Raw genomic sequence first — 26,971 nt, forward strand, 5'->3', positions numbered from 1 at the left:
CTCATTTTTGTCGTGATCGTGATGGGAGGTTGACAAAACCTCGCCTTTGTCTGCTAGATTTCAATGCGGGATGAGGAGGTTCATTCCACATTATGGGACAGCACATCGCGGATGTGAGACGTAACGAGGAGGGGTTCGATTGCGTGTTTTTGTGGCGTCCCTGGCGACCGAGACGAATACGTTCTCGCCGCTGTTCGTAGACAGGTCGGCGTTTGAGGACGCCTTCTACTGTCCGCCCGGCACGCATCCGCCGACGCCGACGCTGTGCTCGGCGCCGATGGTGGCGGCGCGGCGTCGCGCTGCGGCCGACGGTTTTGCGCTGACCGAGGGAACGGCGACCTGGGCGGAGCCGGCGGGCCTCGTCTCGCGCGAGGCCTACGAGAGCCTGCGAGACGAGATCCTCGGCCAGCTCGAGCGGGCCATGCCGCTCGATGTCGCTTTATTCGGGCTGCACGGGGCGATGGTGGCGCGCGATTATGATGATTGCGAGGGCGACCTGCTGGCCCGCGCGCGTGAGATCGTCGGCCCCGGCTGCGTGATCGGCGCGGAGCTCGACATGCATTGTCATCTCACCGACAAGCGGGTTGCATCCGCCGACGTCCTTGTCGCCTTCAAGGAATTTCCCCACACCGATTTCCTCCAGCGGGCCGAAGATCTCGTCGACCTGTGCCTGCGCGCTGCGCGCAAGGAGGTGGCTCCCGTGTCGGAGGTCTTCGACTGTCGCGCCATGGCCGGTTTCATGACGAGCCGCGAGCCCGGCCGCAGCTTCGTCGACCGCATGCTGGCGATGGAAGGCAATGACGGCATCCTGAGCGTCTCCGTCGCGCATGGCTTCGGCGCGGCCGATGTCTACGATGTCGGCACCAAGGTTCTGGTCGTCGCCGATGGCGAGGCGAACCGGGGCAAGGCGCGGGCGCTGGCGGAGAAGCTCGGGCGCGAGATCATCGGCTGGGGACCCCACGGCGGCACGCCGCCGCACTACACGCCCGAGGAAGCCATTGCCAAGGCGCTGGCCGAAGCGGTACAGCCGATCGTGTTCGCCGATCGCTGGGACAGCCCCGGGGGCGGCGTTGCAGGGGACTCCTCGGTCATGGTCGAGGCGCTGATGCGCCATCCGGAGATCCCGGCCGCGATCGGCGCGCTTTGGGACCCCGTCGCGGTTTCCCTGTGCCGTGGCGCCGGCGCCGGCGCGGAGATCCCGCTGCGCTTCTGCGGCAAGGCCGCGGCGACCTCGGGGTCGCCGATCGACGCGGTGGTGACTGTCCGCGCCACGACGGACGACCTTCTCATTCCGTTCGAGCAAAGCCTGGTCTCGCTGGGGCCTGCCGCGTCCGTCTCGATCGGCAATCTCGACATCGTGCTCGCGACGGGCCGCGCCCAGACGTTCAGCCCGCCAGTCTTCGCCGATCTCGGCATAGACCTGGCCAGCAAGAAGATCGTCGTCGTGAAGTCGTCGAACCACTTCTACGCCGCGTTCTCCAGGATCGCGGCGCAGATCCACTATCTCGACACCGGCGGACCGTTCCCGTCCGATCCGACCAAGGTCACCTACCACAAGGCGCGGCGTCCCCTCTCGCCGCTGGATCCGAACCCATGGCTTTGATTCCACGTCTCGACATTGCGGCGCTCGAAGGCCAGCAGCTCGATCCGCTCAGCAAAAGCCTGCCTTTCGGCCTGCCCCCGATGCGCCTTGGGGACGTCGGCCGGCAGGGCTGGAACCTGCTCGCAGGAGACATCCCGCTGCCCACCGCCGTCATCCGGCAGGACGTGTTGCTCGCCAACAGCGCGTGGATGAGGGACTTCACCGCCGCGAACGACCTTTTGATCGCGCCGCACGGCAAGACCACCATGTCTCCGCAGCTCTTCGATCTGCAGGTCGCGGATGGCGCATGGGCGATCACCGTGGCGACCGTGCAGCAGATGGAGGTCTGTCGGCGGTTCGGCGTGAAGCGGGTGCTCATGGCCAACCAGCCGGTCGGCCGGCTGGCCGCCGATGCCTGCTTTCGTGCGCTCGGCGACGAAACATTCGAGCTCTACTGTCTGGCGGACGGGGAGGCGGGGCTGGCGCTGCTGGCGGAGGCGGCCCGCCGCAACCCGCCGCCGTCGGGAAATCCGCTCCGTGTGCTGGTGGAGGCCGGTTTCCACGGTGGGCGCACCGGCGCGCGGACGCGTGAGGAGGCCATGGCGCTTGCGCGGAAGGTCGCCGTGACGCCCGGTCTGCAGCTTGGCGGTTTCGAGTGCTTCGAGGGCGTACTGCCGACGCCTCAGGCCGCCGACGGGCTCATCGACGATGTCGCGGAACTGGCGCGGCTCGCGATCGACGAGGGCATGTTCGCGGCGGGCGCGCCGGTCGTCATCAGCGCCGGCGGTTCGGCCTTCTTCGACAGGGTCGGCGAACGGTTCGACCGGGTCTCCTTCTCTCGGCCGGTCCTGCGGGTGCTGAGGTCGGGGTGCTACCTGACGCACGATGCAATGAGCTATGCCAAGGCTTTCAGCCGCATCCAGGCCGAGACCACGCTCAAGCTGCCCGCGGGCGGCCTGGAGCCGGCGCTCGAAGTGTGGGCGCTGGTGCAGTCGCGGCCCGAGCCGGGACGCGCGATGCTGACCATGGGCAAACGCGACGTGGGCTTCGATGCGGGGTTTCCCGTGCCCGTTCGCTGGTATCGGCCGGGGTCGGACATGAAGGCTCCGCAGCCGATGCCCGACAGGCATGAGGTGGTGGCGCTCAACGATCAGCACTGTCATCTCGCGGTTCCCGCCGACAGTCCGCTCGCGTTCGGCGACATGGTCGGTTTCGGGATCGGCCATCCGTGCACGACGTTCGACAGGTGGTCGATGCTGCTGATGGTCGATGAGCAGTACGGGGTGACGAGCGCATTGCGGACGTATTTCTAGCGGCCGTAGGGCCAGGAGAAAGGTTGCGGAAATCGCGTCGGGCCGCACGACCGGCGCAAGGCATGGCACGAAAGGGGACGCCGATGACCAAGAAGATTGGTGACGACTATGTCGTCCAGCCAGTGATGAAGGCCCTGCAGGTGCTTGAGTACGTGACGCGGCAGGGTCGCGATGTCACCCTGACCGAGGCGGTGCAGGAGTTGAAGCTGCCGAAGACCACGGTCTTCCGCTACCTGCAGACGCTCTCCGCAGCGTCCTTCCTGGAGCACGATGTGAAGCGCGACCGCTACCGGTCAGGAGGCCGCTTCCGCGAGCTGGCGCGGGTGGACCGCAGCTTTCAGGAATTGCGCGACCACGCCCAGCCGGAGATGCGCAGGCTTGCGGAGACGTTCCGCGAGACGGTCAATCTCGCGGTGCTGTCGGCGAGCGAGATCGTCTACATTGACATAGTCGACACGGGGCGGCCCGTGCGCATGCAGGCGAGGGTCGGGCATCGGCATCCGGTGCATTCCACGTCGCTCGGCAAGGCGATGGCCGCTTACCTGCCCAGCGAGTCCCTGGACCCGATCTATCAGATGGCCTTGCCGGCGATGACCATCAACACCCTGACCGATGGGCGCAGCCTGCGCCGCCAGGTGGACGACGTGCGCCGCCGCGGCTACGCGATCGAGGTCGGGGAGAACGAGGACGGGCTGATGTGCATCGGGGTGCCGATCCTCGACGGATCGGGCTATCCGGTCGCAGCCATGAGCCTTTCGGCGCCTGAAAACCGCATGCGCAGGGATATGACCGCGCAGGCGGCAGAGGCGCTGAAGGACGCAGCCATGCGGATCTCGACCCGCATTCGTGACGTGCCGGGGTCTTTCCCCGGAATGCATGGGTGAACGGCGTCGCGTTGTTCCTTGAGGCGAAACCCGGCGTGATTGACACCCGGATTTCGGTTGATAGCGTGGTCCCGCTGCTTCCGTAATCCAAAACAAATCCAAGTAAGGCGGAGGCGGAAGGAAATACCGAAAAGCGAAGGTACATTCCTCCGCCGGGGCGTGTAATCGAAGAGGATGTATATTGCGTATCGCCGTTATACATATCGCGCAAGAAACCAACGACTTCAATCCGCTGCACACCACGCTGGATGACTATCGTTCGTTCGGGATATTCGAAGGCGCTGAAATCTTCGAGAAGCTGCGCGGCTACGGGCAGATCGGCGGCTACCTGCAGGCCGTGGAGGACAGTGGGATCGAGGTGGAGTCCATCCCCATCATCCGCGCCTTCGCGGTCGCGGGTGGACGCATCACCCGCGAAGCCTTCGACTTCTTCCAGGGAAAGATCCGTGAAGGGCTTGCCGCTGCGGGCAGGATCGATGGCCTTGCGCTGCAGCTTCACGGCGCATGCTCGGCGGAAGGCATCGACGACGTGGAGGGCGCGCAGGTCGAGCTCTGCCGCAGCCTCCTCGGCAAGGACGTGCCCATCGTTCTCGGTCTCGATCATCACGCCAACGTCACCCGCAAGATGGTCGAGAACTGCGATGCGATCGTCGGCCACCGCACGCAGCCGCACGACACCTTCGACACCGGCGTCATCGGCACGCAGCTGCTGCTGCGCATCGTCGGCGAGAAACTCAAGCCGGCGATGGCGTGGCGCAAGATTCCGCTGGTCTCCCATCAGGAGCAGTTCCTCACCTCGCAAGGACCGATGAAGATATGGTTCGACCGGGCGCGCGCGATGGAGAGCGACCCTCGGGTGCTGCAGGCATCGAACTATCCGATGCAGCCCTGGCTCGACGTCGCCGAAGGCGGATGGTCCACTGTCGTCGTCACCGATGGCGATCAGGCGCTGGCGGAAAAGCTGGCCGATGAACTGGCCGACCTTTGCTGGTCGATGCGTGACGACTTCCAGGTGCGGGAAGCCGTTTCCGTGGACGAGGCCGTGCGGCGCGCCGATGCGGCGCAAGACGGCGTCGTGGTGATCAGCGACACCGGGGACACGGTGTTCGGCGGCGCCGCAGGCGACAGCAATGTCATCCTCGAGGCGATGCTGCGCCTCGGCATCAAGGGCAAGGCCCTGGTCCCCATGATCTCGCCGGCAGCGGCGAAGACGCTTTCGGAGGCCGGCGAAGGAGCGGAGGTTAGGCTTCAACTCGGCGGCGACGCGGCAACGGCATTCTTCAAGCCTCTCGAGGTCACCGGCGTCGTTCGCAAGGTTGGCGGCGGCGTCGTCAAGCTGGACTACAGCCAGCAAAGCGAGGTCGACCTCGGCCGCGCTGTCGTCTTCGAGGTTGGGCCGGTGACGATGCTGATCACCGAGTACCGCGGCGTGGCCGGCAATGTGCCGAGCGTCTATCAGGTCATGGGCGTCGAGCCCAAGGACTACCAGATGGCGGTGCTCAAGACGGCGTCGAACTTCCAGTTCTTCGCCCCGATCAGTTCGCAGGTCATTCGCGCCGACACGCGGGGTCCCGGCCAGTCCGACGTCTTTACCCTGCCGTGGCAGCGCGTGCCGCGGCCAATGTATCCGCTTGAAAGCTTCGATGACTGGCGGGCGCATTCGTCCCAGCCGGGCCCGGAAAGGAACCCATAGCGGCCGATTTTCCCATCACAGAAGAACGACAACCACAGAGGAGCGGGAGTGACGAAATGAAGAAAGCTCTTTTTCGACCGATGAGATTGCTTAGGACCCTGCTTCTGGCGGCAATCATGCCCCTCGCGCTGGCGCCGGTCGCCATCGATGCCTATGCGCAGGAGATGAAGGGTGGAACGCTGCGGGTGGCCATCCTCGAGGAGATGACCAATTTCGACCCGATGCAGTTCTCGGCGGTCAACTTTCCGCTGATCAAGAATCTCTATGACAGCCTGATCGAGTACACCCCTCAGGGAGAGGCCGTTCCGAGCCTGGCGAGCGAATGGAAGATCGCCGACGACCACTTGTCGGTCAGCGTGACGTTGCGCGACGACGTGAAGTTCCACTCCGGCGCGCCGCTCACCTCTGCGGACGTCGCTGCAACGCTCGCCAAGGCGGCCAATCCTGAGAAGGGAAAGAACGTTTTCGCCACCATGGCGATCGTCAAGGACTGGCAGACGCCGGACGACCGCACGGTGGTCATCAATTTCAAGGCGCCCACGCCGGAGCGCCAGATGCTCGACCTGCTTCAGTTCGTGATGCCGATCGAGGCGGCGGGCATCGACAACGTGGAAGCCGTAGCGGCCGGCACCGGCGCCTATGTGGTCGCCAACCGCGCCGTGGGTCAGGCCATCACGCTGAAGGCGAATCCGAATTACTGGCGCGAGAGCCAGCCGCTCATCGCCGATGTGCAGTTCACAATCTTCAGCGACGATGCATCGGCCAGCGCCGCGCTTGAATCGGGCGGCGTGGATATGGTCTACGGCGGCACGGCGCGCAGCGCGGTGCGCCTCAGGGACGCCGGCTACCAGCTGATCCGCGGCCCCGGGCCTCTGGTGCAGGTCTTCCGTATCAACGCGACGCGGGCGCCCTTCGACAACGCCTCCTTCCGTCAGGCGTTCAACTATCTCCTCGACCGCGATGGGATCCTGCGCGTGGGCTATGCCGGCCTGGGCGAGGTGGTGGCGCTGCCTTGGGCGCCGGCTGGCCCTGCCTTTGATGCCGCCTATAACGAAAAGTTCGCCTACAACCTCGACAAGGCGCGCGAGCTGCTCGCCGCGTCGGGTCTCAGCAAGGAGGCGATGAGCAACTGGAAACTGCTGGTCTACGGAACCGACCAGGCCTCCGTCACCATCAGCCAGATCGCGCAGGCCACTCTGGCTGAAGTGGGCATCAATATCGAACTCGATGTGCGTGAAGGTACGGAATACGTCGAAGCGCAGCTCGCCGGCGACTACTCGGCGACCTTCGGCGGCGTCGGCAACATCCAGAAGTTCCCGTCGCGCGTTGCCACCAACAGCATCTACAGGACGGTGAAGAATCCGGTCCTGAAGGATCCGCATCCCTTTCCGGACTATGTCGCAGCGATCGAGCGGGTGAACAAGACGCTCGGCCCGGACGAGGACGTGAAGGCTGCCTACGCCAATCTCAACCAAGTGCTCGTGGACTCGTCCTTCGCCATTCCGACCAACTCCTACGACGTGGGCCTGATCGTCGCCTCGCCGAAACTGGGCGGGTTCACGCTCGACATCGACAACCTCTTCGTGGCCCGCACCATCGGCTTCAAGGAATGATGTTGGGAAGGGAGGCCGGCGCGTCCGCCGCCGGCAGTTCCGCAAATACAGACCCCGTGCTCTCCGTGCGGGGTCTGAAGGTTGATTTCATGGTCGCGGACCGCGCGATATCCGTGGTGCGGGGCGTCGATTTCGACGTGTTTCCCAACGAAGTGCTCTGCATCGTCGGCGAATCCGGGTCGGGCAAGAGCGTCACGTCGCTCGCGGTCACCGGACTGCTCTCCGAGACGGCGAGGGTCCAGGGCAGCATCAGGCTCGGGAACGTGGAAGTGAACGGGGCCGACGCGGAAGCGCTGCGCCACATGCGGGGCGAGGACGTCGGTTTCATCTTCCAGGATCCGGGCACCACGCTCAACCCGGTGCTGAAGGTGGGCCGTCAGATCACCGAGGGCCAGGTGGCGCTGGCGCGGCTTCGGGCAGGCGACGCCGAAGCGCGCGCCGTCGAATTGCTGCACGAGGTGGACATCGCCGATCCCGAACGCCGCGTGCAGCAATATCCCCACCAGTTCTCCGGCGGCATGCGGCAGCGAGCCGTCATCGCCATGGCGATGGCCGGCCATCCGAAGCTGATCATCGCGGACGAGCCGACCACGGCGCTCGACGTCACCGTGCAGGCGCAGGTGCTTTCCGTCCTGGCCCGCCGCCAGGTCGAGATGGGCGCCGCCGTCATTCTCATCACGCACGACCTCGGCGTCGTCGCGCAGGTGGCCGACCGCGTCGCCGTCATGTATGGCGGCCGCATCGTGGAGACGGGGCCGGTGGACGCGATCTTCCGGTCGCCGCGCCACCCCTATACCCGCGCCCTGCTGCGCTCGATCCCTCGCCTGGATACGGCAGAGGCCAGGCTCGATCCCATTCCCGGGCAGCCGCCCATGCCGCACGCCTTGCGTGGCGGTTGCGCCTTCGAACCGCGCTGCGCGATCGGGTCGGGGCGCACGCTGTGCCGGAGCGAGGATCCTTCGCTGAGTGAAATAGGCGAGGCGCAGCGCGCCGCCTGCCACTACCTCGACGAAGCACCGCCAGCGGTCCGCGTCCATGCCGCGCCAAGGCCGAAGCAGGCGGACGTCGACGCTCCGCCGCTGCTCGAGGTCGAGCGCCTCAAGGTGCACTTCCCGATCAAGACCGGCCTTCTCAAGCGCACCACGGGATGGGTGCGCGCGGTCGATGGCGTGAGCCTCTCGGTGCGGGCCGGCGAAACGGTCAGCCTCGTGGGCGAATCGGGCTGCGGCAAGACCACGATCGGACGAACCGTGATGGGTCTGATCCCGGCAAGTGGCGGCGAGATCCGCTTCGAGGGCAAATCCACACTCGGCCTCGGGCGCGGCGACATGCGCACGGTCCGCCGCCACATGCAGTACATCTTCCAGGATCCCTATTCGTCGCTCAATCCGGTGCGCACGGCCGAGGACATCGTCGCCGAGCCGCTGCGCATCCACGGGCTCTACGAGGAGATGGGCGGCGCGCGCCGCATTGCCGAGCTGTTCGAGATGGTGGGGCTCTCCCGCTCCATGCTCGGTCGCTTCCCCAACGAGTTCTCGGGCGGCCAGAAGCAGCGCATCGGCATCGCCCGTGCGCTGGTGCTGAAGCCGCGGCTGCTGATCCTTGACGAGCCTGTGGCCGCGCTCGACGTTTCCATTCAGGCGCAGATCCTCAACCTGCTGCAGGACCTGCAGGCGGAGTTCGGCCTGGCGTATCTTTTCATCGCGCACAATCTCTCCGTGGTGCGTCACATCTCCGATCGCGTCGCCGTGATGTATCTCGGCCGGATCGTCGAACAGGGCACGCGCGACGAACTGTACGAGAACCCGGTGCATCCCTATACGCAAAGCCTGCTCTCGGCAGCGCCGGTTCCCGATCCTGCGGCCCGGCACGATGCGAGGCGCATCGTTCTGGAAGGCGAGATTCCCAGTCCGGCAGCCCCACCGAGCGGCTGCGTATTTCACCCGCGTTGCTTCCGCGCCAGCGAGCGGTGCGTGGACGAGATACCGCAGTTCGGTCCCTATTCCGGCCTGTCGACATGGACTGCCTGCCATCATGCCGGCCCCCTTGATCGAAGTGCGGCCAGGGGTGTGGAGGAGGGGGCATGACCCGGGCGCTGAACTCGACATTGTCGCTGCTGGCGGGGCTGATGGCGCGCAAAGCCAGCGCTGCCGCGCTGCTTTTCCTGTTCCTCCTGGCGCTCCTTGCCGCCCTGGCCGACTTCCTTCCCATCGATCCGTTTGCCCAGAAGCTCGTGAATGCGCTGAAGGGACCGTCGTCTTCCAACTGGTTCGGCGCCGACGAACTCGGCCGCGACATCTTCGCGAGAGTGGTCTACGGCGCCCGCACGTCGCTGAGCACGGCAGCCGCCGCGGTTCTCATCGCGGCGTCGGTCGGCATTCCCATCGGCCTTGTCGCTGGCTTCTTCGGCGGATGGCGCGACGCTGCGCTGATGCGCTTCATCGACGTGTTGCTTGCGTTGCCGGCAATCCTCTTCGCCATGGCCCTCATCGCGGTCCTCGGGCGCAGCCAGATCGCCGCCTTCGTAGCGGTCGGCATCACCGGGATACCGAACTTCGCCCGCATCACGCGGGCCCGCGTGCTGTCGCTGCGCAAGCGCGACTTCGTTACGGCGGTGGAAGCCTTCGGCGGCACGTCGGGCTACAACATGTTCCGCACCATCCTGCCCAATTCATGGAGCCCGATCCTAGTCCAGGTGGTGGTGCTGTGCTCCGTCGCCATCCTGCTCGAGGCGGCGCTCGCGTTCCTCGGCGTCGGCGTGGCGCCGCCCACGCCGAGCTGGGGCGAGATGCTGCGCACGGGCAAGTCATACCTGTATGAGGCGCCCTACTATGCGATCCTGCCCGGCATCGTGCTGACGCTCACGATTCTGTCCTTCGACGTGATAGGGCGCGCGCTGGCGTCGCTTCTCGAGGACCGCCACGACGTCGGGGCAGCCGAGACCGAAGGGGCTGCGTCATGATCGGTTTCGTGCTTCGACGGCTGGCGCAGATGGTGCCTGTCGTGTTGTTCGCTTCGATCGGCATCTGGGCCATGCTCTACGCCGTGCCCGGCGGCCCGATCGCCGGGCTGGTCGGCGAGAATGCGTCGGCCGAGCAGATCGCCGCCGTCACCGCCCAATACGGCCTCGACCGGCCCGTCGTCGTGCAATATCTCGATTGGCTCGGGCGCGCCGCCGCTGGCGACCTGGGCACCTCGATCTACGGCCGCGCGCCGGTTCTCGAGCTCATCGGACAGCGGCTGCCCGCGACGCTTCATCTCGCCGTCGCGGCAACGCTGGTGGCGCTGGCCCTTGGCATTCCGGTCGCCATCGCCAGCGCCGTTCGCCCCGGATCATGGCTGGACCGCATCCTGTCCGGCTGGAGCGCGCTGGCGCTTGGGGTGCCAACCTTCTGGCTGGGCATCCTGCTGATCCTGTGGTTCTCGGTGGAGCTTCAGTGGCTGCCATCGGTGTCGGGCTATGTGGCGATCTGGGCGGATCCAGTTGGCTCCATCCGCAATCTGCTGCTCCCAGCGGTGACGCTCGGCGTCTATGTTTCCGCCATACTGGCCCGCTTCCTGCGCGCCTCGCTGGTCAGCGAATTGCGCGCCGACTATGTGCGGACCGCGCGGGCGAAAGGGTTGCCGGAACGGCAGGTCGTGGGCGTGCATGTCATGCGGAACGCGCTGCTGCCCTTCATCACCATCGTAGGGCTGATGATGGCCAGCTTCATCGGCGGCGCCGTCGTGACCGAGGCCGTCTTCACCTATCCGGGCCTTGGACGTCTGCTCATCCAGGCGATCAGCACCCGCGACTATCCGCTGATCCAGGGATGCATCGTGGTGATCCTGGCGCTCTACGTGGTCATCAACCTGTCTGTGGACGTGCTCTACGCCTACGTCGATCCGCGCATCGACTACGATTGAGGGGGGCTGGACGGCTGCGCGGCGTCGCCTGCCGCGCCGCGTTAAATGCGATCGTTGTTCCATAGCGTGAAACGGCGGGCCATTTACACCGCGGCCCGCGTGGTGCCTGTTACGGCCAGTAACAAGTTCGCATCAGTCTGTGGCAATGTCGTTAGCATCCGCGCCTGCACCGAGATCCCTGCCGTCTTCCCAGTTTGCCAAGGAGCGCCGAGCGCCCATAAGTACGGGGAACTCGTTGCCATGGTCCGCTGCGCCCGAACGCTAGTCGCGGGTTGATCCCGCCGCCGAATACGCCGCCAATCGAAACATCGAGTACGGGAGGGTTCTGAAAATGTCGAAAAAATTGTCGGGTGTGGAAGAGCTTCAATTGGGCGATGCCAGCCCCTTCGTGCTGTCGCGGCGCAGCCTTCTGCGGCTGAGCCTTGCGGGAGGCGCCCTGCTGATCGGCGCGCCCGGTTCGGCTTTCGCGGCCGGCGAGCCGAAGGCTGGGGGGACGCTGACCATCGGCGCCGATGCCGATCCGATCGGGCTGGACCCGACCACGGTCACCGCATTCTCTTCCTACGATTTCACCGGGCTGATCTACAGCGGTCTGCTTCGCTGGACGGCCGACATGAAGATCGAGCCGGATCTGGCGGTCAGCTATGAGGTCGAGGGCGGCACGACATATGTCTTCAAGCTGCGGGAAGGGGTGAAGTTCCACAACGGCCAGCCGTTCACCGCCGAGGACGTGAAGTACACGTTCGATCGAATTCTCGATCCTGCGACGGCAAGCCGCCTCCGCGCGCAGTATGAGATCATCAAGGCGGTCACCGTCGTGGACCCTCTCACGGTGAAGTTCGAACTCACCGGGCCGGATGCGGCCTTCCTCAACTACCTCGCGACCAATCCGGACGGCGCGATCGTGCCGAAGGGCCTCGCCAACATCGATACGAATCCTGTCGGGACGGGTCCTTTCGTCTTCGAATCGTACCAGCCCAACCAGCAATTCTCGCTGAAGGCCAATCCTGACTACTACGAGGACGGCTTGCCTTATCTGTCGTCGGTTGTCTTCAAGTTCTACAAGGACCAGGCGACCATCACGTCCGCGCTGCGCTCCAAAGCCATCGACATGACCTGGCTCAAGGATCCCCGGGTTGCCGCGCAGATCTCCAAGACGTCGCCGGATCTGGCGTCCGCGCCTGGTCAGACGTCGCGAACCTTCCCGATCTGGCTCAACATGAAGGCGGCGCCGCTCAACGACGTCAGGGTGCGCCGTGCGCTGAGCCTGGCCACGGATCGCGAAGCCTGCGTCCAGACGGTGCTCGGCGGCTCCGGCAAGGTTGGCGCGATGGTCCCGGAAAGCCACGTCGGCGGCTACGACGGCGTGAGCGAGTTTCCCTACTACAAGTACGATCCGGCCCAGGCGAAGCAGTTGCTGGCCGAGGCCGGGCATCCCAACGGCATCGACCTTGGCGAGTACATCGTCGTGGCGGCCAACCCGCTCGACGTTGCCTGCGCCCAGATCCTGCAGCAGCAGTGGCAGGCGGCGGGCATCACCGTGAAGATCTCCGCGATGGAAACGGCGCCCTTGCTCGCCAAATGGTCATCAGGCGATTGGCCGACGCTGCTTTCGGTCGCGCTCAGCTGGTCGCCCGATCCCGATGCGATCTTTGCGCGCCTGAAATCGGACAGCGCGTTCGGCGCCGGCATGGGAATGGCCGACACGGCGCTCGACGCCATGATCTCAGAAGCCCGCGCGGAGCTGGATCCGGCGAGCCGGGCCGCCCGGAACCTGGATATACAGAAGCATGTCGCCGACAACGCCTATGTGCTTCAGATCTACCAGTATCCGCTGCGTTGGGAGCTGTGGTGGAACCAGGTCCAGGGCTACGCGCCCCTGGCCGCCAACACCCGTCTCTTCGTGCGCACGACGTGGGTCGACAAATAGCATGGTCAGCGCCGTTTCCATGACGGGTCCTGTCGCCTGATGACGCGCGTAGTCCTTGTCCGCTTCGCCTGGACGGCGGCGATCCTGCTTGGCGTGTCATTCATCGCGTTCATGCTGATGCGTGCGCTGCCGGGCGATTTCGCTGTCGCGGCAGCCGGCACCACGAGCGTCGCCCCGGAAGTGCTGGAAGCCATCCGGCGCGACATGGGGCTCGATCAGCCGCTGATCAGCCAGTATCTGCTCTGGCTGGGCAACGCGCTGTCGGGGGATTTCGGAACGTCATTCGTGACCAAGCGACCCGTGCTCGAGGAATTGCCGCCGCGCTTCATCGTCACCGTCCAGCTGACCGCCGTCGCGGCGGTCATCGCCATGGTGATGGGCGTGGCGACAGGCCTGGCTTCCGCGCGATTGCGCGGGCGGGTGGACTGGGTCGTGCGGATCTACAACGGATTGATCCTGGCGGTGCCGAACTTTGTCGTGGGCACCCTGATCGTGCTGCTGTTCGGCCTCTATTTCCCGCATATCCCGCTGTTCAACTACACGCCGTTTCTTGCCGATCCGATCGGCAACATCGGCAGTCTCCTGCTTCCCGCCTTTGCGCTCGCGCTGGCGGTCTCCGTGACGATCTCGGAGAACACGCGAGCCGCAGTGCTCGAAGTGGCAAACCAGGACTTCGTCATGGTCGCGCGGGCGAAAGGCCTGCGGCCGCGCACCATCGTGGCGAACTATCTCGTCCGCAATGCCCTGACGCCGGTGATCACGGTCACCGGACTGCAGGTGGCCTCCCTGCTCGGCGGCAGCATCCTCGTGGAGACCATCTTCGCCATTCCGGGCATGGGCCAGTATCTGTTCGATTCGATCACCAGCCGCGACTATCCCGTGATCCAGGCGATCGTTCTCCTGGCGGCGGCCGTCGTGGTCTGCGTGAACATGCTGGTCGACATTGCCTATGCGCGCGCCGATGCGAGGGTGAAGATATGAGCGACAACGTTCAGACTTCGGCCGCTGCGGTCGGGCGGGATCAGCCTCCTGCAAAGCGTCGCGCCGCGATCACCAACGGTGATGTCCTGTTGGGATTGGGCATAGTCATGCTCGCCGTGATGATGGTCGTCACGCTGTTCGCACCGTGGATCGCTCCCTTCGATCCATCGGCCACATCCGGCGAATCGCTGGCTGCGCCGAGCGCCCGGCATTGGCTCGGCACCGACCTGATCGGGCGTGATGTCCTGAGCCGCCTGCTTGTCGGGGGGCAGACCACCCTGCTCATCACCAGCCTCGCCGTTTTCCTGGCGCTGGCGGCCGGCCTCGTGCTCGGTCTCCTGTCCGGTTACATCGGCGGCGTCGTCGACGAGATCGTCATGCGCGTTCTCGACGTCGTATTCGCGTTCCCGGTCTTCCTCCTGGCGATCGCCGTGGTTGCGGCGCTCGGCCCCACGGTGCCCAATCTCATCCTCACCATTGCCATCGTTTATACGCCCGCCATGGCGCGCGTCGTCCGAGGCCCGGTGCTCAGCGTGAAGCAGTGGGACCACGTCGAAGCGGCGAAAAGCGTCGGCGTCAGCGAGTTCTGGATCGTCGTGCGGCACATCCTGCCGCTGGTCGTATCGCCCATCGTGGTGGCCACCAGCCTTACCCTCGCGCAGACGATCTTCACGGTGACCGCGCTCTCGTTCCTCGGCCTCGGTCCGCCGCCGCCGGATCCGAACTGGGGAAGCATGCTGGCGGAGGCCAGGCAGTTCATGGAACTGGCGCCGATGACGGTGGTCGGCCCGGCGGCAGCAATCGTCTTCGCCACGCTTACCTTCATCGTGCTGGCCAACGGCCTGCGCGAGGTCCTCGATGTCGGGAGCAGGCGTTGACCGATCGGCAGTCCATACTCGAAGTGCGCGATCTGACGGCTGAGATCGCGACCCGCCGGGAAGTGGTCCAGGCGGTTCGTGGCATCTCGTTCGACATCGGCCGGGGCGAGTCGGTCGGTTTTGTCGGCGAATCCGGCTGCGGCAAGAGCGTCACCGCCCGGGCGGTTATGCGCCTCGCCGCCGAAGGGACCAGGATCTCGCTGGGCGGATCGGTGCGTTTCGACGGCAAGGACATCCTGCGGCTGGACGAGGCGGCGATGCGCGACATCCGCGGACGCCGCATCGCAATGGTCTTCCAGGATCCGATGACATCGCTCAATCCGGTGATGACCATAGGCTCGCAGATCGACGACATGCTGCGGCGGCACACGGCATTGACCGGCCGGGCCGTGCGCGAGCGCACGATCGACCTCCTGGACCAGGTGGGCATCGTGGCGCCAGCGCGCCGCGCCGACGACCATCCCCATCAATTCTCGGGCGGGATGCGCCAGCGCGTGCTGATTGCAATGGCTATCTCGTGCGACCCGGATCTGTTGATCGCCGACGAACCCACGACCGCCCTGGACGTGACGGTGCAGGCGCAGATCCTGCGCCTGCTGATGCGGCTCAGGGAGGAGCGGGGCATGTCGCTCATGCTGATCACGCACGATTTCGGCGTCGTGGCCGGCATGGTGGAGAAGGTGAACGTTATGTATCGCGGCGAGATCGTGGAGACCGGCGGGGTAGAGGAAATCCTCACCCACCCGAACCACGAGTATACGCGGGCGCTGCTCGAGGCGGTGCCACGTCTCGACACCGCCCGGCGGCGCCAGTGAGAAGCGGGGCGCAGCACTCATGAGCCTGGAATCAAAGCAGCCGGTGCTGCAGGTCAGGGACCTGTCGGTGACGTTTCCCGCCAGAGGCGCGAGCCAACCGGTCGTCGCCGTCGATCGCGTGTCGTTCGACATCGGTCCGGGCCGGACGCTCGGCCTCGTCGGACAGTCGGGTTCAGGGAAAACAACGACCGGCCGCGCCGTGCTGCAGCTGCAGAAGGCCCACGCCGGATCGGTGAAGCTGCTGGGCAAAGACCTGACGACGCTGTCGTCGTCCGAACTGCGCCGGATGCGCCGGCACATGCAGTTCGTTCTCCAGAACCCGTATTCGAGCCTGCACCCGCGCATGACGATCGGACAGACGCTGAGCGAGCCGCTGCGCGTGCACCGGTCGGTTCCGGCCGCCCAGGTGCGGGAGCGCGTCGAGGAATTGCTTGAGCTGGTGGCGATGGATCCGGCCGTCATGCACCGGTATCCGCATGAATTTTCGGGCGGCCAGCGCCAGCGCATCGTGATTGCGCGCGCGCTTGCCGTGAGTCCGGATTTCGTCGTCTGCGACGAACCGGTATCGGCCCTCGATGTCCGGACCCAGGCGCAGATTGTGACGCTCCTGCAGTCGCTCCAGGAGAGGCTCGGCCTGTCCTATCTGTTCATCGCGCATGATCTGGCGATCGTACGCGAGGTCGCCCACGACGTGGCGGTGATGTTCGGCGGCCGGATCGTTGAGATGGGCAGTTCGTCCCAAGTCTACGACACCCCGGGGCACCCCTATACGCGGATGCTGCTGGACGCCGTTCCGGTGCCGGATCCCGTCCTGCAACGCGAGAAGCTGCGGCAGGCCGCTCCTGATCTTCGCCTTGCCGATACGCCGGCCGCCGGACCTTGCGCCTATGGCGTGGACCATGAGGCGACAGGTTCCGCCCCATGGCACCAGATTGCCGACGGCCATGGCATCTCCTGCCGCTTCCTGCCGGCGGCATTTTCTGCGACAGCCGAGTCTGAGCCTCGGGCGCTGGCGGACCGGTAAGACAGACAAAACAGTTCGACGCATGGCGCCTTTGCGATCCCGGGGTTGGGTCGCAGGGCGATGCTCGTCAACTTGCGGACCATCCTGGCCTCCATGGCCAAGGATAGCTGAAGCGAGCCCGTTGACTAACGGTATACCGTATGCGACTGCTATGACTCGACGCTGATGGCGTCGTATGTCGCATCGGAGCATCGTTCGCCTTCCCATGACCAGTCGCAATGCGCAGACCCAGCAGGACCGAGCCTGGGGCGTGGCTCCGATCCAGCGCGGCAGGACGACTGCCGACGAGGTGGAGGAGCGGCTGATCCTCGCGATTGCGCGCGGCGACAAGGCGGCCGGCGAGCGCATCACCGAGGCCGAGGTCGCCGCAGCGCTGAACGTCAGCCGGGTTCCGGCGCGCGAGGCGATGCAGAAGCTGCAACTGCGCGGCATCCTCGTTGGGGGCAGGGATCAGCGCGGCCTGCGCGTCGCCGACTACAGCCCGCGGCGCATCGCCGAGCTGTTCGAGCTGCGGCTTGCCCTCGAGACAATCATATTCCAGCACGTCATGCGGCCGGGGCACGACCGCGCGCCGCTGGTCGGGGAACTCGACGGGATTATCAAGGCGATGGGTTCGCTGTCCGGGTCGGGCGACCCGGTGGCGCTGGGTTCGGTTGACCTCGAGTTCCATCGCGCCGTGGCGCGCCATTCCGAGAACGAGCTGGCGGCGCAGATTTGGGAAGGCCTGGCGCAGCACATGATCATCGTGTTCTGCCGCGACTGGGCGGACGCCGCAGACCGCACGGGCGAGGTGCAGCTGCATGCGCGCCTCGTCGAATTCATTCGCAACGGGGATGCGGCGGACATCCCCGAGCAGTTGCTCAGACATTTTACCGCGCCGATGACGCGTGCGCGGGGAGAAGCGAACGGGGTCTAGCCCCAACGAACGACAGGTGCGGCGCTGCTGGCGTTGCCTGCACGATCGTGCGGGCGCGACGGGGCTCGTTGCGCCTGCAAACAGGGAGATTGCAAGCATGAAGATTGCCAGTGTCGAGGCGCTCGGTCTGTTCGGAAAGTCGCCGAAGGGGGGCTGGAGCAACGAAATCCAGCCCGACGATTCCATTCACGCGCTGGTGGTGGTCCGCTCGGATGAAGGCCATGTCGGCATCGGCAGCGTGTTCACGGATGCGCGGCTGGTGGAGGCGGCGCTGGCGGTGCTGCGTCCGCTGCTGATCGGCGAGAGCGCCATCGAGCCGATGCGGGTCAGCGAGAAGCTGCACCAGAACACCTTCTGGATGGGACATGGCGGCTCGATTACCCACGCCATCAGCGGCGTAGACATCGCGCTGTGGGACATTTTCGGGCAGGTCACCGGCCAGCCGATCGGCCGCCTGCTCGGCGGCACTTACCGGACACGGGTGAAGGCCTACGCCTCGATCCTGATGGAAATGCCGGAGCTGATGCGCGAGCGCACCGCCTTCTACCGCAGCCAGGGTTTCCGGGCGATCAAGATCGGCTGGGGTCCGTTCGGACGGCGTGAGAGCGCCAGGCTCGACGAGGAGATCGTGCGTGCGGCCCGCGAAGGGGCCGGCGACGACTGCCTGCTGATGGTGGACGCCGGCGCCAGCGACGCCTTCTGGCCGAACGGCCTCAACTGGGCCGTCAACACGGCGGCGATGCTGAAGGACTACGACGTCTACTGGTTCGAGGAGGCGTTGCGGCCGGATGCCGTCGACGACTTCCGCAGCCTGCGCGAACGCAGCCCGGTGCCGATCGCGACCGGCGAATGCATCACGCGTCGGCAGAACTTCCTGCCCTGGTTCGAGAAGCGGGCGCTCGACATCGTTCAGCCCGACGTCACCAAGGTCGGCGGCATCTCGGAGCAGATCCAGATTGCGCGCATGGCGAACGCCTTTGGCGTCCGCTACATCGGCCACGGATGGAACACGGCCGTCGGTCTCGCCGTCGATCTGCAGCTTGCCGCCGCGATCCCCACGGCCGATCTGGTCGAGTACATCGGCGGCTCGCCATACATCGACGAGATCACGGTTGGAGGCTGGTCACTGGATGCCGACGGCATGCTGCAGATCCCGTCGGCGCCGGGCCTCGGCATCAAGCTGAACAAGGATGCGCTGCGCGAGGTGACGCGCGATCTCGATCGCGTTCTCGGAGACTGATCTGGCTGCTTGACATACGGTATACCGTACGCAATAGTTGTTGAGTTGGAGCCCGGAACGTCGTTCGGGCATGCAAGAGCGGGGGATGCGCTGTGGCGCTGCAGGTCGAGAAAAGTCGCATTTCAAATCCCATCGATTTCGACAGGAACGGTCGGCAGGCGGGCTATCTGCGCGCGCCGCTTTCGCGCAATACCTCGGGCTGGGGCGTCGTGGAGATCCCGATCATCTCCGTGAAGAACGGTTCCGGCCCGACCATCCTGCTCACCGGCGGCATCCACGGCGACGAGTATGAGGGGCCGATCGCCATCTCACGCCTCGCCCGCACGCTCGATCCGGCCCGCGTTCAGGGCCGGGTGATCATGATCCCGGCGTACAACATCCCGGCGGTGCTCAACGACACGCGGCTCAGCCCCGTCGACAACCGCGACATGAACCGCTGCTTCCCCGGCAATCCGAAGGGCACGTTCTCGGAAATGCTGGCCCATTTCCTCGACGGCTACATCCTGCCGCTGGCGGACGTGTCGGTCGATCTGCACACAGCCGGTCACAGCGGCGATTCCGCGCCATCGACCAACATGCACTACCTGCCGGATCCGGCCATGCGCAAGAAGACCATGGAGGCCGCCGCAGCCTTTGGCGCGCCTTACAACACCGTCTTCTGGGGCGTGGACGAGGGCGCGACCTTTACCTCCTGCGTGGAGCGCCGTGGCGCGATCTCGCTGGGCACCGAGCTTGGCGGGTGGGGCCGCGTCAACGTCGAGGGCGTGCGCATCGGCCGCCGTGGCGTCGACAATATCCTGAAGCACTTCGGCGTCGTCGAGGGCAAGCCCGAGACCGCGCAGCGCGACGGCTCGGCGGGCACGCGCCACATGATGGTGCGCGATCCGGCCTGCTACTCCTTCGCGCCTGCAGGCGGGCTTTTCGAGCCGACCAACCTCGTCGGCGAGGAGGTCAAGGCCGGGCAGCCGGCCGGATGGGTCCACTTCGTCGAGGACGTCGACCGCGATCCCATCCAGGTCAACTACCACCGCGACGGCGTTCTCTGGATGTCGGCCGGTCCTGGGCGGGTGGCGCGCGGCGATACCATCGCCGTGGTCATGAGCGACTATGACGACAAGCTGGCGGCGGGATGAGCCTGCCGCTGATAAAGGGCCCGGGCAGCCGCGCCGCCCGCGCCGGGAGAGCTTCAAGCAAAAGGGGGAAGTGATGTCTGTAAGAATGAAAGCACTGGCGTTCGCATTCGGACTGATGAGTTCGGTCATGGTCGCGCCGATGGCGATGGCTGCCGGCGGAGAGATCGTCATCGCCTCGGTGCAGGGGCCGCCGTCGCTCGATGCCCACGTCACCAATGCTCAGGTCGCCCGTAACATAACGCTTCATATCTACGAGACCCTTTACGCACGCAACGAAAACGCCGAGCCGGTCCCCGACCTGGCCAGCGGCGTCAGCGTTTCGGATGACGGCCTCACCTATACGTTCAAGCTGCGCGAAGGCGTCAAATTCCACAATGGCAAGGAGATGACGTCGGAAGACGTGGTCGCCTCCATCGAGCGCTACCGCAAGATCGGCGTGTCGCCGGCCTTGGTCGCCGCGATCGACACTGTCTCCGCCGTCAGCCCCTACGAAGTGGCGATCAAGCTGAAGCAGAAGCAGTCGGTGTTCCTCGACAATATCTCGTCGCCGCGGGCGCCGATCGCGATCTATCCCGCGGAGGAAGCCGCCAAGGGCGCCAACGAGGTCCAGTACATCGGCACCGGCCCGTTCAAGTTCGTCGAATATCAGCCGGACAGCCATGTCACGCTGGAGAAGTACGCCGAGTACGTTCCCAATCCCGCCTACGACAAGCGGGACGGACTTGCAGGCAAGAAAGAGGTGCTGATCGACCGTGTCGTCTTCCGCTTCATCCCTGAGGCGGGCGCGCGCACGGCGGCGCTTGAATCGGGCGCGGTTCAGATCGTCGAGACCGTCGACGGGCCGACCGCGGAGCGTCTGCGCGGCGACTCGAAATACGTCGTGCACGACGTGCTGCCCTTCGCCTTCCAGGTGATCAAGCTGAACCACAACCAGGCGCCCACCGACGATGTCAACTTCCGCAAGGCCGTTCAGGCTGCGCTCGACATGGAAGAGGTGATGGAGATCTCGTATGCCGGGATCAACCAGGTGGACGGCGGCTGGGTCTTCCCGACCTCGCCCTTCGCTTCCGACGCCGGGCTCGACCAGTACAACGTCGCCGACTTCGACAAGGCGAAGGCGTTCCTCGACCAGTCCAACTACAAGGGCGAGCCGGTCACCTTCATCACCGACAACCTGCGGCCCAACGTGGATATCGCCACCGTCTTCCAAGCGCGGCTCGAGGCGATCGGCGTGAAAGTAGACATCGTCGTGGCCGACTGGCCGACGACCACCAAGGTCGGCTTCTCCAAGACCGGCTGGAACTTCTGGACTCACGGCTTCGGCATCGAGCCTTTCGAGGGACCCGGCACCGTCATGTCGGCTTTCGTGAACGGCAACGCCCAGATCGTGCCCGATCCGGAGATCGACCGCATCGCCGGCGAGTTCAACGCCACGCTTGACGAGGCGCAGAAGAAGGACCTGTTCAAGCAGTTCCAGCTGCGCATGCTGGACAACGTTGTGGCGATCAAGACCGGCAACTACGGCCTGTTCCAGGTCACCAACGACAAGGTCGAGAACTTCGTTCCGTTCCGCATCCCCCGCATGTGGGGTGTGACGCTGGCGCAGTAAGCAAGCCGGCACCCATGATCTGGCATCGCCGCTCGGGCGGCGATGTCTCCCCAAACCAGCGCACAGGAGGTGGGCATGCGAGACTATTTGCTGCGGCGCTTCATCTCCGTCGTGCCGGTTCTTTTTCTGGTTTCCTTGATGTCGTTCGCGGTCATCTGGATCATTCCGGGCGACCCGACCGCAGCGTTCCTCGGTCCGAGCTCGACGGCGGAAGACGCGCAGCGGCTGCGCGAGCAGCTCGGCCTCGATCAGCCGCCGCTGGTGCAGATGGCCGAATGGTACGGCCGCGTGCTCACGGGCGATCTCGGCCAGTCGATCCTGCTGCGCACCCCCGTTCTCTCGGCCATCCTCGAACGCCTTCCGCTTACCCTGATGCTGGCGGCAATGGCGCTGGTCGTCGCCATCGGCCTGGGTGTCGCGGCGGGCATGCTGGCCGCCGCGCGCCGTGGAACCTGGGCCGACCAGACGGTGATGACCTTCGCCTTGCTCGGCCTGTCGGTTCCCGACTTCTGGTTCGGCCTCCTGCTCATCGTGGTCTTCTCCGTTCAGCTCGGCTGGTTGCCCTCCGGCGGCTACGTCCCGCTCTTCGAGGATCCCGTCGGCTGGGTCAGGTCGATGGCGCTTCCCACAATCACGCTCGCCGTGGTGCAGATTGGCTTCATCGCGCGCATGACGCGCTCGGCCATGCTCGACGTCATCAGCCAGGACTTCATGCGCACCGCGGAATCGAAGGGGCTGTCGGGTCTCTACATCCTCATGCGCCACGGCCTGCCGAATGCCATGATGCCGATCCTCACCGTCACCGGTATCATTGCCGGCGCGCTGCTCGGCAGTGCGGTGGTCGTCGAGCAGGTCTTCGCGCTGCCCGGCGTCGGGCGGCTGATCATCGGCGGCATCCTCAGCCGCGACTATCCACTCATACAGGGCGGACTGCTGTTCCTGACCGTGATCTATCTTCTCATCAACCTCGTCGTGGACCTGCTCTACGCCGCCATCGATCCGCGGGTGCGCCTTGAGTAGCGCCGGCCTGACCATGCGCGCCGAGGAGGCGCTGCCGGAGCGGCAGAATCCGTTCGCGGTGTTCCTGCGACGGCTTGCCGGAAACCGCGGCTTCGTCATCGGCGCGGGGTTGTTCCTGGTAGTGTTGGTTCTCGCCCTGTTTGCGGACCAGATCGCGCCCTACAAGCCGAACCTGAACAATTTCCGGGCCCGGCTCCAGCCGCCCAGCTGGGAACACTGGTTCGGCACGGATCATTTCGGCCGCGACATCCTTTCCCGCTCGATCCATGGCGGGCGGCTGTCGCTCTTCATCGGGCTGTCGGTCGTCGTCTTCACTGGCGTCTTCGGGACGCTGATCGGCGCGGTCTCAGGTTACTTCCGCAAGCTGGACAACGTGCTTATGCGCATCATGGACGCCATGATGGCGTTCCCGGCTATCCTGCTTGCCATCACGGTTGCGGCCACGCTCGGCTCTTCGGTGCCCAACGTCATCCTGGCGCTGGGAATTGCCACCACGCCGCACACGGCGCGCATTGTCCGGGCCTCTGTTCTGGTCGTGCGCGAGATGGAGTATGTCGAGGCCGCGCGCGCTCTCGGCGCCAGCCACATGCGCATTCTCTTCCGCCATATCCTTGCGAACTCCCTGGCGCCGCTGATCGTGCGCCTGACCTATGTGTTCGCCTCGGCGATCCTGGCGGAGGCCATCCTCTCCTACATCGGCGTTGGCCCGCCCCCGCCGGCCGCGACCTTCGGCGGCATCATCGCCAACGGCCGCGACTTCATGGTCGAGGCGCCGTGGGTGACGCTGTTCCCGGGGGTGATCATCCTCGTCGTGGTGCTTGGCCTCAACCTGCTCGGCGACGGCCTGCGCGACGTCCTCGATCCACGCATCCGGATGTGACCATGCTGACGGTGGAAAATCTCACGACCGTCGTCGGGTCGAACGCATCGGCGCCAAGCGTGCTGGAGGACGTGTCGTTCACGCTGGCAGCCGGCGAAGTGCTGTGCGTGGTCGGCGAATCCGGCAGCGGCAAGTCGATGCTGGCGCTGACGATCATGGACCTGCTCGGCTTCCCGGTGCGGCGCAAGTCGGGCCGCATCGTGCTCGACGGCGAGGACCTGTCGGCCCTCCCGCCGGCCGCCTGGCGGCAGAAGCGCGGCAGGGACATCTCCATGATCTTCCAGGAGCCGATGACTTCGCTGAACCCGATCATGCGCGTCGGCGACCAGATCGACGAGGTGCTGCGCATCCGCAAGGGCATGAGCGCGGACGCCGCCAGGCGGCGCGCCATCGAACTCCTGGAGCGCGTCGAGATACCGTCGGCCTCCTCGCGCCTCGCTGCCTATCCGCACGAGCTTTCCGGCGGCATGCGCCAGCGTGTCATGATCGCTGTGGCGCTGGCCGCCGAGCCGAAGCTGTTGATCGCCGACGAACCGACCACCGCGCTCGACGTGACCATTCAGGCGCAGATCCTCGACCTCTTGCGCAACATCCAGGCCGAGAGCGGCATGGCGCTGATGATGATCACCCACGATCTCGGCGTCGTCGCCGAAATGGCCCACAAGGTCATGGTGCTGTACGCTGGCCGCGTCGCCGAGATGGCGGATGTGGAGACTCTGTTCGACAACCCTTCCCATCCCTACACGCAGGCGCTGCTCGCCTCGATCCCGTCGCTCGACGATACGGGCGACCGTTTGACGACCATCGCCGGCTCGGTTCCTGCCGTCGGCCAGATGCCAAAGGGCTGCCGTTTCGCGCCGCGCTGTGCGCACGTCCGGGAAGCGTGCCGCGTCGCGCCTCCGCCCCTGGCCGAGCTCGCGCCGGGACAGGCCGCGGCGTGCATCCGGCCGTTCGGCTACGCGCAGCCGTCTCCGATCCTGCAGGCGAGCGCGACATGACCGACGAGATCCTGATCGAGGCGCGCCGCCTCACCAAGCATTTCGAGCCGCGCAGCGGGTTGCTCGGGAAAGGGCAGCGCGCGGTGGTGCGTGCCGTGGACGGCATCGATCTGGCGATCCGTCGCCAGGAGACCGTTGGACTCGTCGGCGAGTCCGGTTGCGGCAAGTCGACTGCCGGCCGCCTGTTCCTGCGCCTGCTCGAGCCGACGTCCGGACAGGTGATCCACAAGGATGCGGATCTCACCGCGCTGACCGCCGCCCAGATGAACGAGCGGCGGCGCGACCTCCAGATCATCTTCCAGGACCCGTTCGGATCGCTCAACCCGCGCATGAGCGTCGGGACCATCGTTGGCGAGCCTCTCGCCATCCATGGCCTCGCACGCGGCGCAGAGCGCCAACGCAAGGTGGCGCGCCTTCTGGATCTCGTCGGCTTGCCGGCCGCTGCCGCGGACCGCTATCCGCATCAGTTCTCGGGCGGCCAGCGCCAGCGCATCGGCATCGCGCGCGCCCTGGCGCTGGAGCCGGAATTCCTGGTCTGCGACGAGGCGGTGTCGGCGCTCGACGTGTCCGTCCAGGCGCAGGTGATCAACCTGTTGCAGGATTTGCAGCAGGAACTCGGCCTCACCTACCTCTTCATCTCGCACAACCTCTCGGTGGTCCGTCACATCTCGGACCGGGTGGCGGTGATGTATCTCGGGCGGATCGTGGAACTGGCAGATGCGGCGACGCTCTTCGCCGCTCCGGCCCATCCCTATACGCGGGCGCTGCTGTCGGCCATTCCGCCGGCGCATCCGCGCGCCAAGCGCAATCGCGAGAAGCTGCAGGGCGACGTACCGAGCCCGCTGGCGATCCCCGCCGGGTGCCGCTTCGCCCCGCGCTGCCGCTTCGCGGTCGACCGCTGCCGCTCGGAAGACCCTGCGCTCTCCACCCTGGCCGATGGCCGGTCGGTGGCCTGTCATCTCGTGGCCGACGGCACGCTCCCGGTGCCGCCCCGCCTCCCGTCGATTTCCGGAGTCGTCTCATGAAGATCCTCATTGCCGAATGCATGCAGGAGATCTCGTCCTTCAATCCGCTGCCGTCGCAGTATGAGGACTTCAAGATCGACCATGGCGACGCGCTGCTGTCGCGTCGTGGGCTCAACACCTCGGTCGGCGGCGCGCTGTCGGTGTTCGACGAGCGGAGCGACGTCAGCATCCTGCCGACCATTTCGGCGCGCGCCGACAGCGCGGGCATCTTGTCCGCCGAGGGTTGGCAGCGCCTTTCGCGTGAGGTTCTGCAGGCGGTGCTGCCGCACGCCGGCAAGGTCGACGCGCTCTACGTCTCGCTGCACGGCGCCATGGGCGCGATCGGGGAGCATGACCCGGAGGGCTTTCTGCTGGAGGAAATCCGCCGCGCCTTCGGGCCGGACGTGCCGATCGTCATCTCGCTCGACCTCCACGGCATCCTGACCGACCGCATGCTGCGGCAGGTGGACGGCCTGGCCATCTACCAGACCTATCCGCACGTCGACTTCGCCGATACCGGCGTGCGCGCCGCACGGCAGCTCCTCGATATCGTCGACGGCAAGCTGAAGCCCACAATCGCCCGCGTCGTCGTGCCGATGCTGGCGCGCGGCGACGAGTGCATCACCAAGACCGGCCTTTATGGCGACGTGCTGGCCGACGGCCAGCTCCTCGAGCATTCGGGCAAGGCGCTGGCGGCGGGCGTGATGATCGGCAATCCGTTCACCGATGCGCCCGAGCTCTGCACGCAGGCGATCGTCGTGACCGAACAGGCGGACGGCTCCGCCGAGACCTCGGCGATCAAGCTGGCCGAGGCGATGTGGGCCGGCCGCCATCGGCTGGTCGGCAAGCTCGTCGCGCCTGAAAAGGCCGTTGCGCTCGCGCGTCATATGAAGGGCCCGGTCATCTTCACCGACGCGGCCGACGCGACATCGTCGGGCGCAAGCGGCGATTCCAATGCACTTCTCAAGGCGCTTCGCGACGGCGACTACGAGCGCCGCGCGCTGGCGCAGATCGTCGATGCTCCGGCCGCCGCCGCGGCGCATGCTGCGGGCGTGGGCGCGACGATCGAGGTCATGCTTGGCGGAACGGTCGATGCGGCGCGCTTCCAGCCGATGAAGGTGACGGCGACGGTCGAGAGCCTGTCGCGCGGCAAGGCAGTTCTGGAAACCATGGGGCTTCCACTCGATGCAGGCCCAAGCGCCGTGCTGACCTTCGGGAACTTCACCGTGCTCGTCCTCAGCAAGCCGGCCTTCCTGTTCGACCGCTCGCTCTACTACGCCAACGGTCTCGACCCGCAGGACTTCGACCTGACCATCGTCAAGTCGCCGCACACCGAGTTCCACATGTACGACCAGTGGGTCGCGAAGAACTTCAACGTGGACGCGCCGGGATCGACCTCGGCGGATGTCGCGAGCCTCGGACACGAGCTTTGCGCCCGCCCGATCTATCCGATCGAGCCGGACACGCCCTTCATCCCGCGCGCTGTCGTCTACCGGCGCAACGCCTGATCCACGACACCCATTCATCGAGATAACGCTGCAAGGCGCAACAA

22 protein-coding genes are annotated in these 26,971 nt (G+C 65.9%); all 22 read left to right on the forward strand.

From position 1 onward, the window contains the following. Nucleotides 1-139: 139 nt before the first annotated feature. The gene (locus tag PD284_RS06365) at nt 140-1,603 is read left to right on the forward strand and encodes a M81 family metallopeptidase (RefSeq protein ID WP_274627375.1); all 1,464 of its coding nucleotides are present in this window, start codon (nt 140-142) and stop codon (nt 1,601-1,603) included. Continuing rightward, entirely contained in the window at nt 1,594-2,895 is a 1,302-nt protein-coding gene (locus PD284_RS06370; RefSeq protein WP_274627376.1) for a type III PLP-dependent enzyme domain-containing protein, read from the forward strand. Before PD284_RS06365 ends, PD284_RS06370 begins: the two co-directional genes overlap by 10 nt. 83 nt (nt 2,896-2,978) lie before the next feature. Further along, nucleotides 2,979-3,779, forward strand: coding sequence for an IclR family transcriptional regulator (locus PD284_RS06375; protein ID WP_274627377.1), 801 nt, complete (start codon nt 2,979-2,981; stop codon nt 3,777-3,779). A gap of 181 nt (nt 3,780-3,960) precedes the next feature. Next, complete coding sequence (locus PD284_RS06380) at nt 3,961-5,472, forward strand: M81 family metallopeptidase (protein ID WP_274627378.1); 1,512 nt, start codon at nt 3,961-3,963, stop codon at nt 5,470-5,472. Nucleotides 5,473-5,528: 56 nt separating this feature from the next. Beyond that, complete coding sequence (locus PD284_RS06385; RefSeq protein WP_274627379.1) at nt 5,529-7,085, forward strand: ABC transporter substrate-binding protein; 1,557 nt, start codon at nt 5,529-5,531, stop codon at nt 7,083-7,085. Nucleotides 7,086-7,174: 89 nt separating this feature from the next. Next, nucleotides 7,175-9,172, forward strand: coding sequence for an ABC transporter ATP-binding protein (locus tag PD284_RS06390; protein WP_338036636.1), 1,998 nt, complete (start codon nt 7,175-7,177; stop codon nt 9,170-9,172). Then, nucleotides 9,169-10,047, forward strand: a complete 879-nt coding sequence (locus PD284_RS06395; protein WP_274627380.1) for an ABC transporter permease — start codon at nt 9,169-9,171, stop codon at nt 10,045-10,047. The genes PD284_RS06390 and PD284_RS06395 overlap by 4 nt, the downstream gene beginning before the upstream one ends. Beyond that, on the forward strand, nt 10,044-10,991 hold the full coding sequence (locus PD284_RS06400; RefSeq protein WP_274627381.1) for an ABC transporter permease: 948 nt from the start codon (nt 10,044-10,046) through the stop codon (nt 10,989-10,991). Before PD284_RS06395 ends, PD284_RS06400 begins: the two co-directional genes overlap by 4 nt. A 331-nt stretch (nt 10,992-11,322) precedes the next feature. Continuing rightward, nucleotides 11,323-12,921 (forward strand): ABC transporter substrate-binding protein, encoded by a 1,599-nt coding sequence (locus PD284_RS06405; RefSeq protein WP_274627382.1) that lies wholly within the window; start codon nt 11,323-11,325, stop codon nt 12,919-12,921. Between the two features lie 39 nt (nt 12,922-12,960). Continuing rightward, nucleotides 12,961-13,902 (forward strand): ABC transporter permease, encoded by a 942-nt coding sequence (locus PD284_RS06410; RefSeq protein ID WP_274627383.1) that lies wholly within the window; start codon nt 12,961-12,963, stop codon nt 13,900-13,902. Further along, nucleotides 13,899-14,780, forward strand: coding sequence for an ABC transporter permease (locus tag PD284_RS06415; RefSeq protein ID WP_274627384.1), 882 nt, complete (start codon nt 13,899-13,901; stop codon nt 14,778-14,780). Before PD284_RS06410 ends, PD284_RS06415 begins: the two co-directional genes overlap by 4 nt. Beyond that, the gene (locus tag PD284_RS06420) at nt 14,777-15,595 is read left to right on the forward strand and encodes an ABC transporter ATP-binding protein (protein WP_274627385.1); all 819 of its coding nucleotides are present in this window, start codon (nt 14,777-14,779) and stop codon (nt 15,593-15,595) included. Before PD284_RS06415 ends, PD284_RS06420 begins: the two co-directional genes overlap by 4 nt. 19 nt (nt 15,596-15,614) lie before the next feature. Further along, nucleotides 15,615-16,619 carry an ATP-binding cassette domain-containing protein gene (locus PD284_RS06425; protein ID WP_274627386.1) on the forward strand — a complete coding sequence of 335 codons (1,005 nt, stop codon included), beginning with the start codon at nt 15,615-15,617 and terminating at the stop codon, nt 16,617-16,619. 205 nt (nt 16,620-16,824) lie between these two features. Continuing rightward, on the forward strand, nt 16,825-17,535 hold the full coding sequence (locus PD284_RS06430) for a GntR family transcriptional regulator (RefSeq protein ID WP_274627387.1): 711 nt from the start codon (nt 16,825-16,827) through the stop codon (nt 17,533-17,535). A gap of 97 nt (nt 17,536-17,632) precedes the next feature. After that, nucleotides 17,633-18,775, forward strand: coding sequence for a mandelate racemase/muconate lactonizing enzyme family protein (locus tag PD284_RS06435; RefSeq protein WP_274627388.1), 1,143 nt, complete (start codon nt 17,633-17,635; stop codon nt 18,773-18,775). A 92-nt stretch (nt 18,776-18,867) separates the two neighbouring features. Next, on the forward strand, nt 18,868-19,908 hold the full coding sequence (locus PD284_RS06440) for a succinylglutamate desuccinylase/aspartoacylase family protein (RefSeq protein WP_274627389.1): 1,041 nt from the start codon (nt 18,868-18,870) through the stop codon (nt 19,906-19,908). 73 nt (nt 19,909-19,981) lie between these two features. Then, nucleotides 19,982-21,517, forward strand: coding sequence for an ABC transporter substrate-binding protein (locus PD284_RS06445; RefSeq protein WP_274627390.1), 1,536 nt, complete (start codon nt 19,982-19,984; stop codon nt 21,515-21,517). 75 nt (nt 21,518-21,592) lie between these two features. Further along, nucleotides 21,593-22,537 (forward strand): ABC transporter permease, encoded by a 945-nt coding sequence (locus PD284_RS06450; protein ID WP_274627391.1) that lies wholly within the window; start codon nt 21,593-21,595, stop codon nt 22,535-22,537. Nucleotides 22,538-22,550: 13 nt separating this feature from the next. After that, nucleotides 22,551-23,417: an ABC transporter permease gene (locus tag PD284_RS06455; protein ID WP_274630556.1), complete on the forward strand. Its 867-nt coding sequence runs from the start codon at nt 22,551-22,553 to the stop codon at nt 23,415-23,417. 2 nt (nt 23,418-23,419) lie between these two features. Further along, complete coding sequence (locus PD284_RS06460) at nt 23,420-24,415, forward strand: ABC transporter ATP-binding protein (protein ID WP_274627392.1); 996 nt, start codon at nt 23,420-23,422, stop codon at nt 24,413-24,415. Continuing rightward, nucleotides 24,412-25,440, forward strand: coding sequence for an ABC transporter ATP-binding protein (locus PD284_RS06465; protein WP_274627393.1), 1,029 nt, complete (start codon nt 24,412-24,414; stop codon nt 25,438-25,440). The genes PD284_RS06460 and PD284_RS06465 overlap by 4 nt, the downstream gene beginning before the upstream one ends. Next, the gene (locus PD284_RS06470) at nt 25,437-26,927 is read left to right on the forward strand and encodes a M81 family metallopeptidase (protein WP_274627394.1); all 1,491 of its coding nucleotides are present in this window, start codon (nt 25,437-25,439) and stop codon (nt 26,925-26,927) included. Before PD284_RS06465 ends, PD284_RS06470 begins: the two co-directional genes overlap by 4 nt. Nucleotides 26,928-26,971: the final 44 nt, after the last annotated feature.

It is taken from the genome of Mesorhizobium shangrilense (assembly GCF_028826155.1).
GTDB classification, from domain to species: Bacteria; Pseudomonadota; Alphaproteobacteria; order Rhizobiales; family Rhizobiaceae; genus Arvimicrobium; species Arvimicrobium flavum.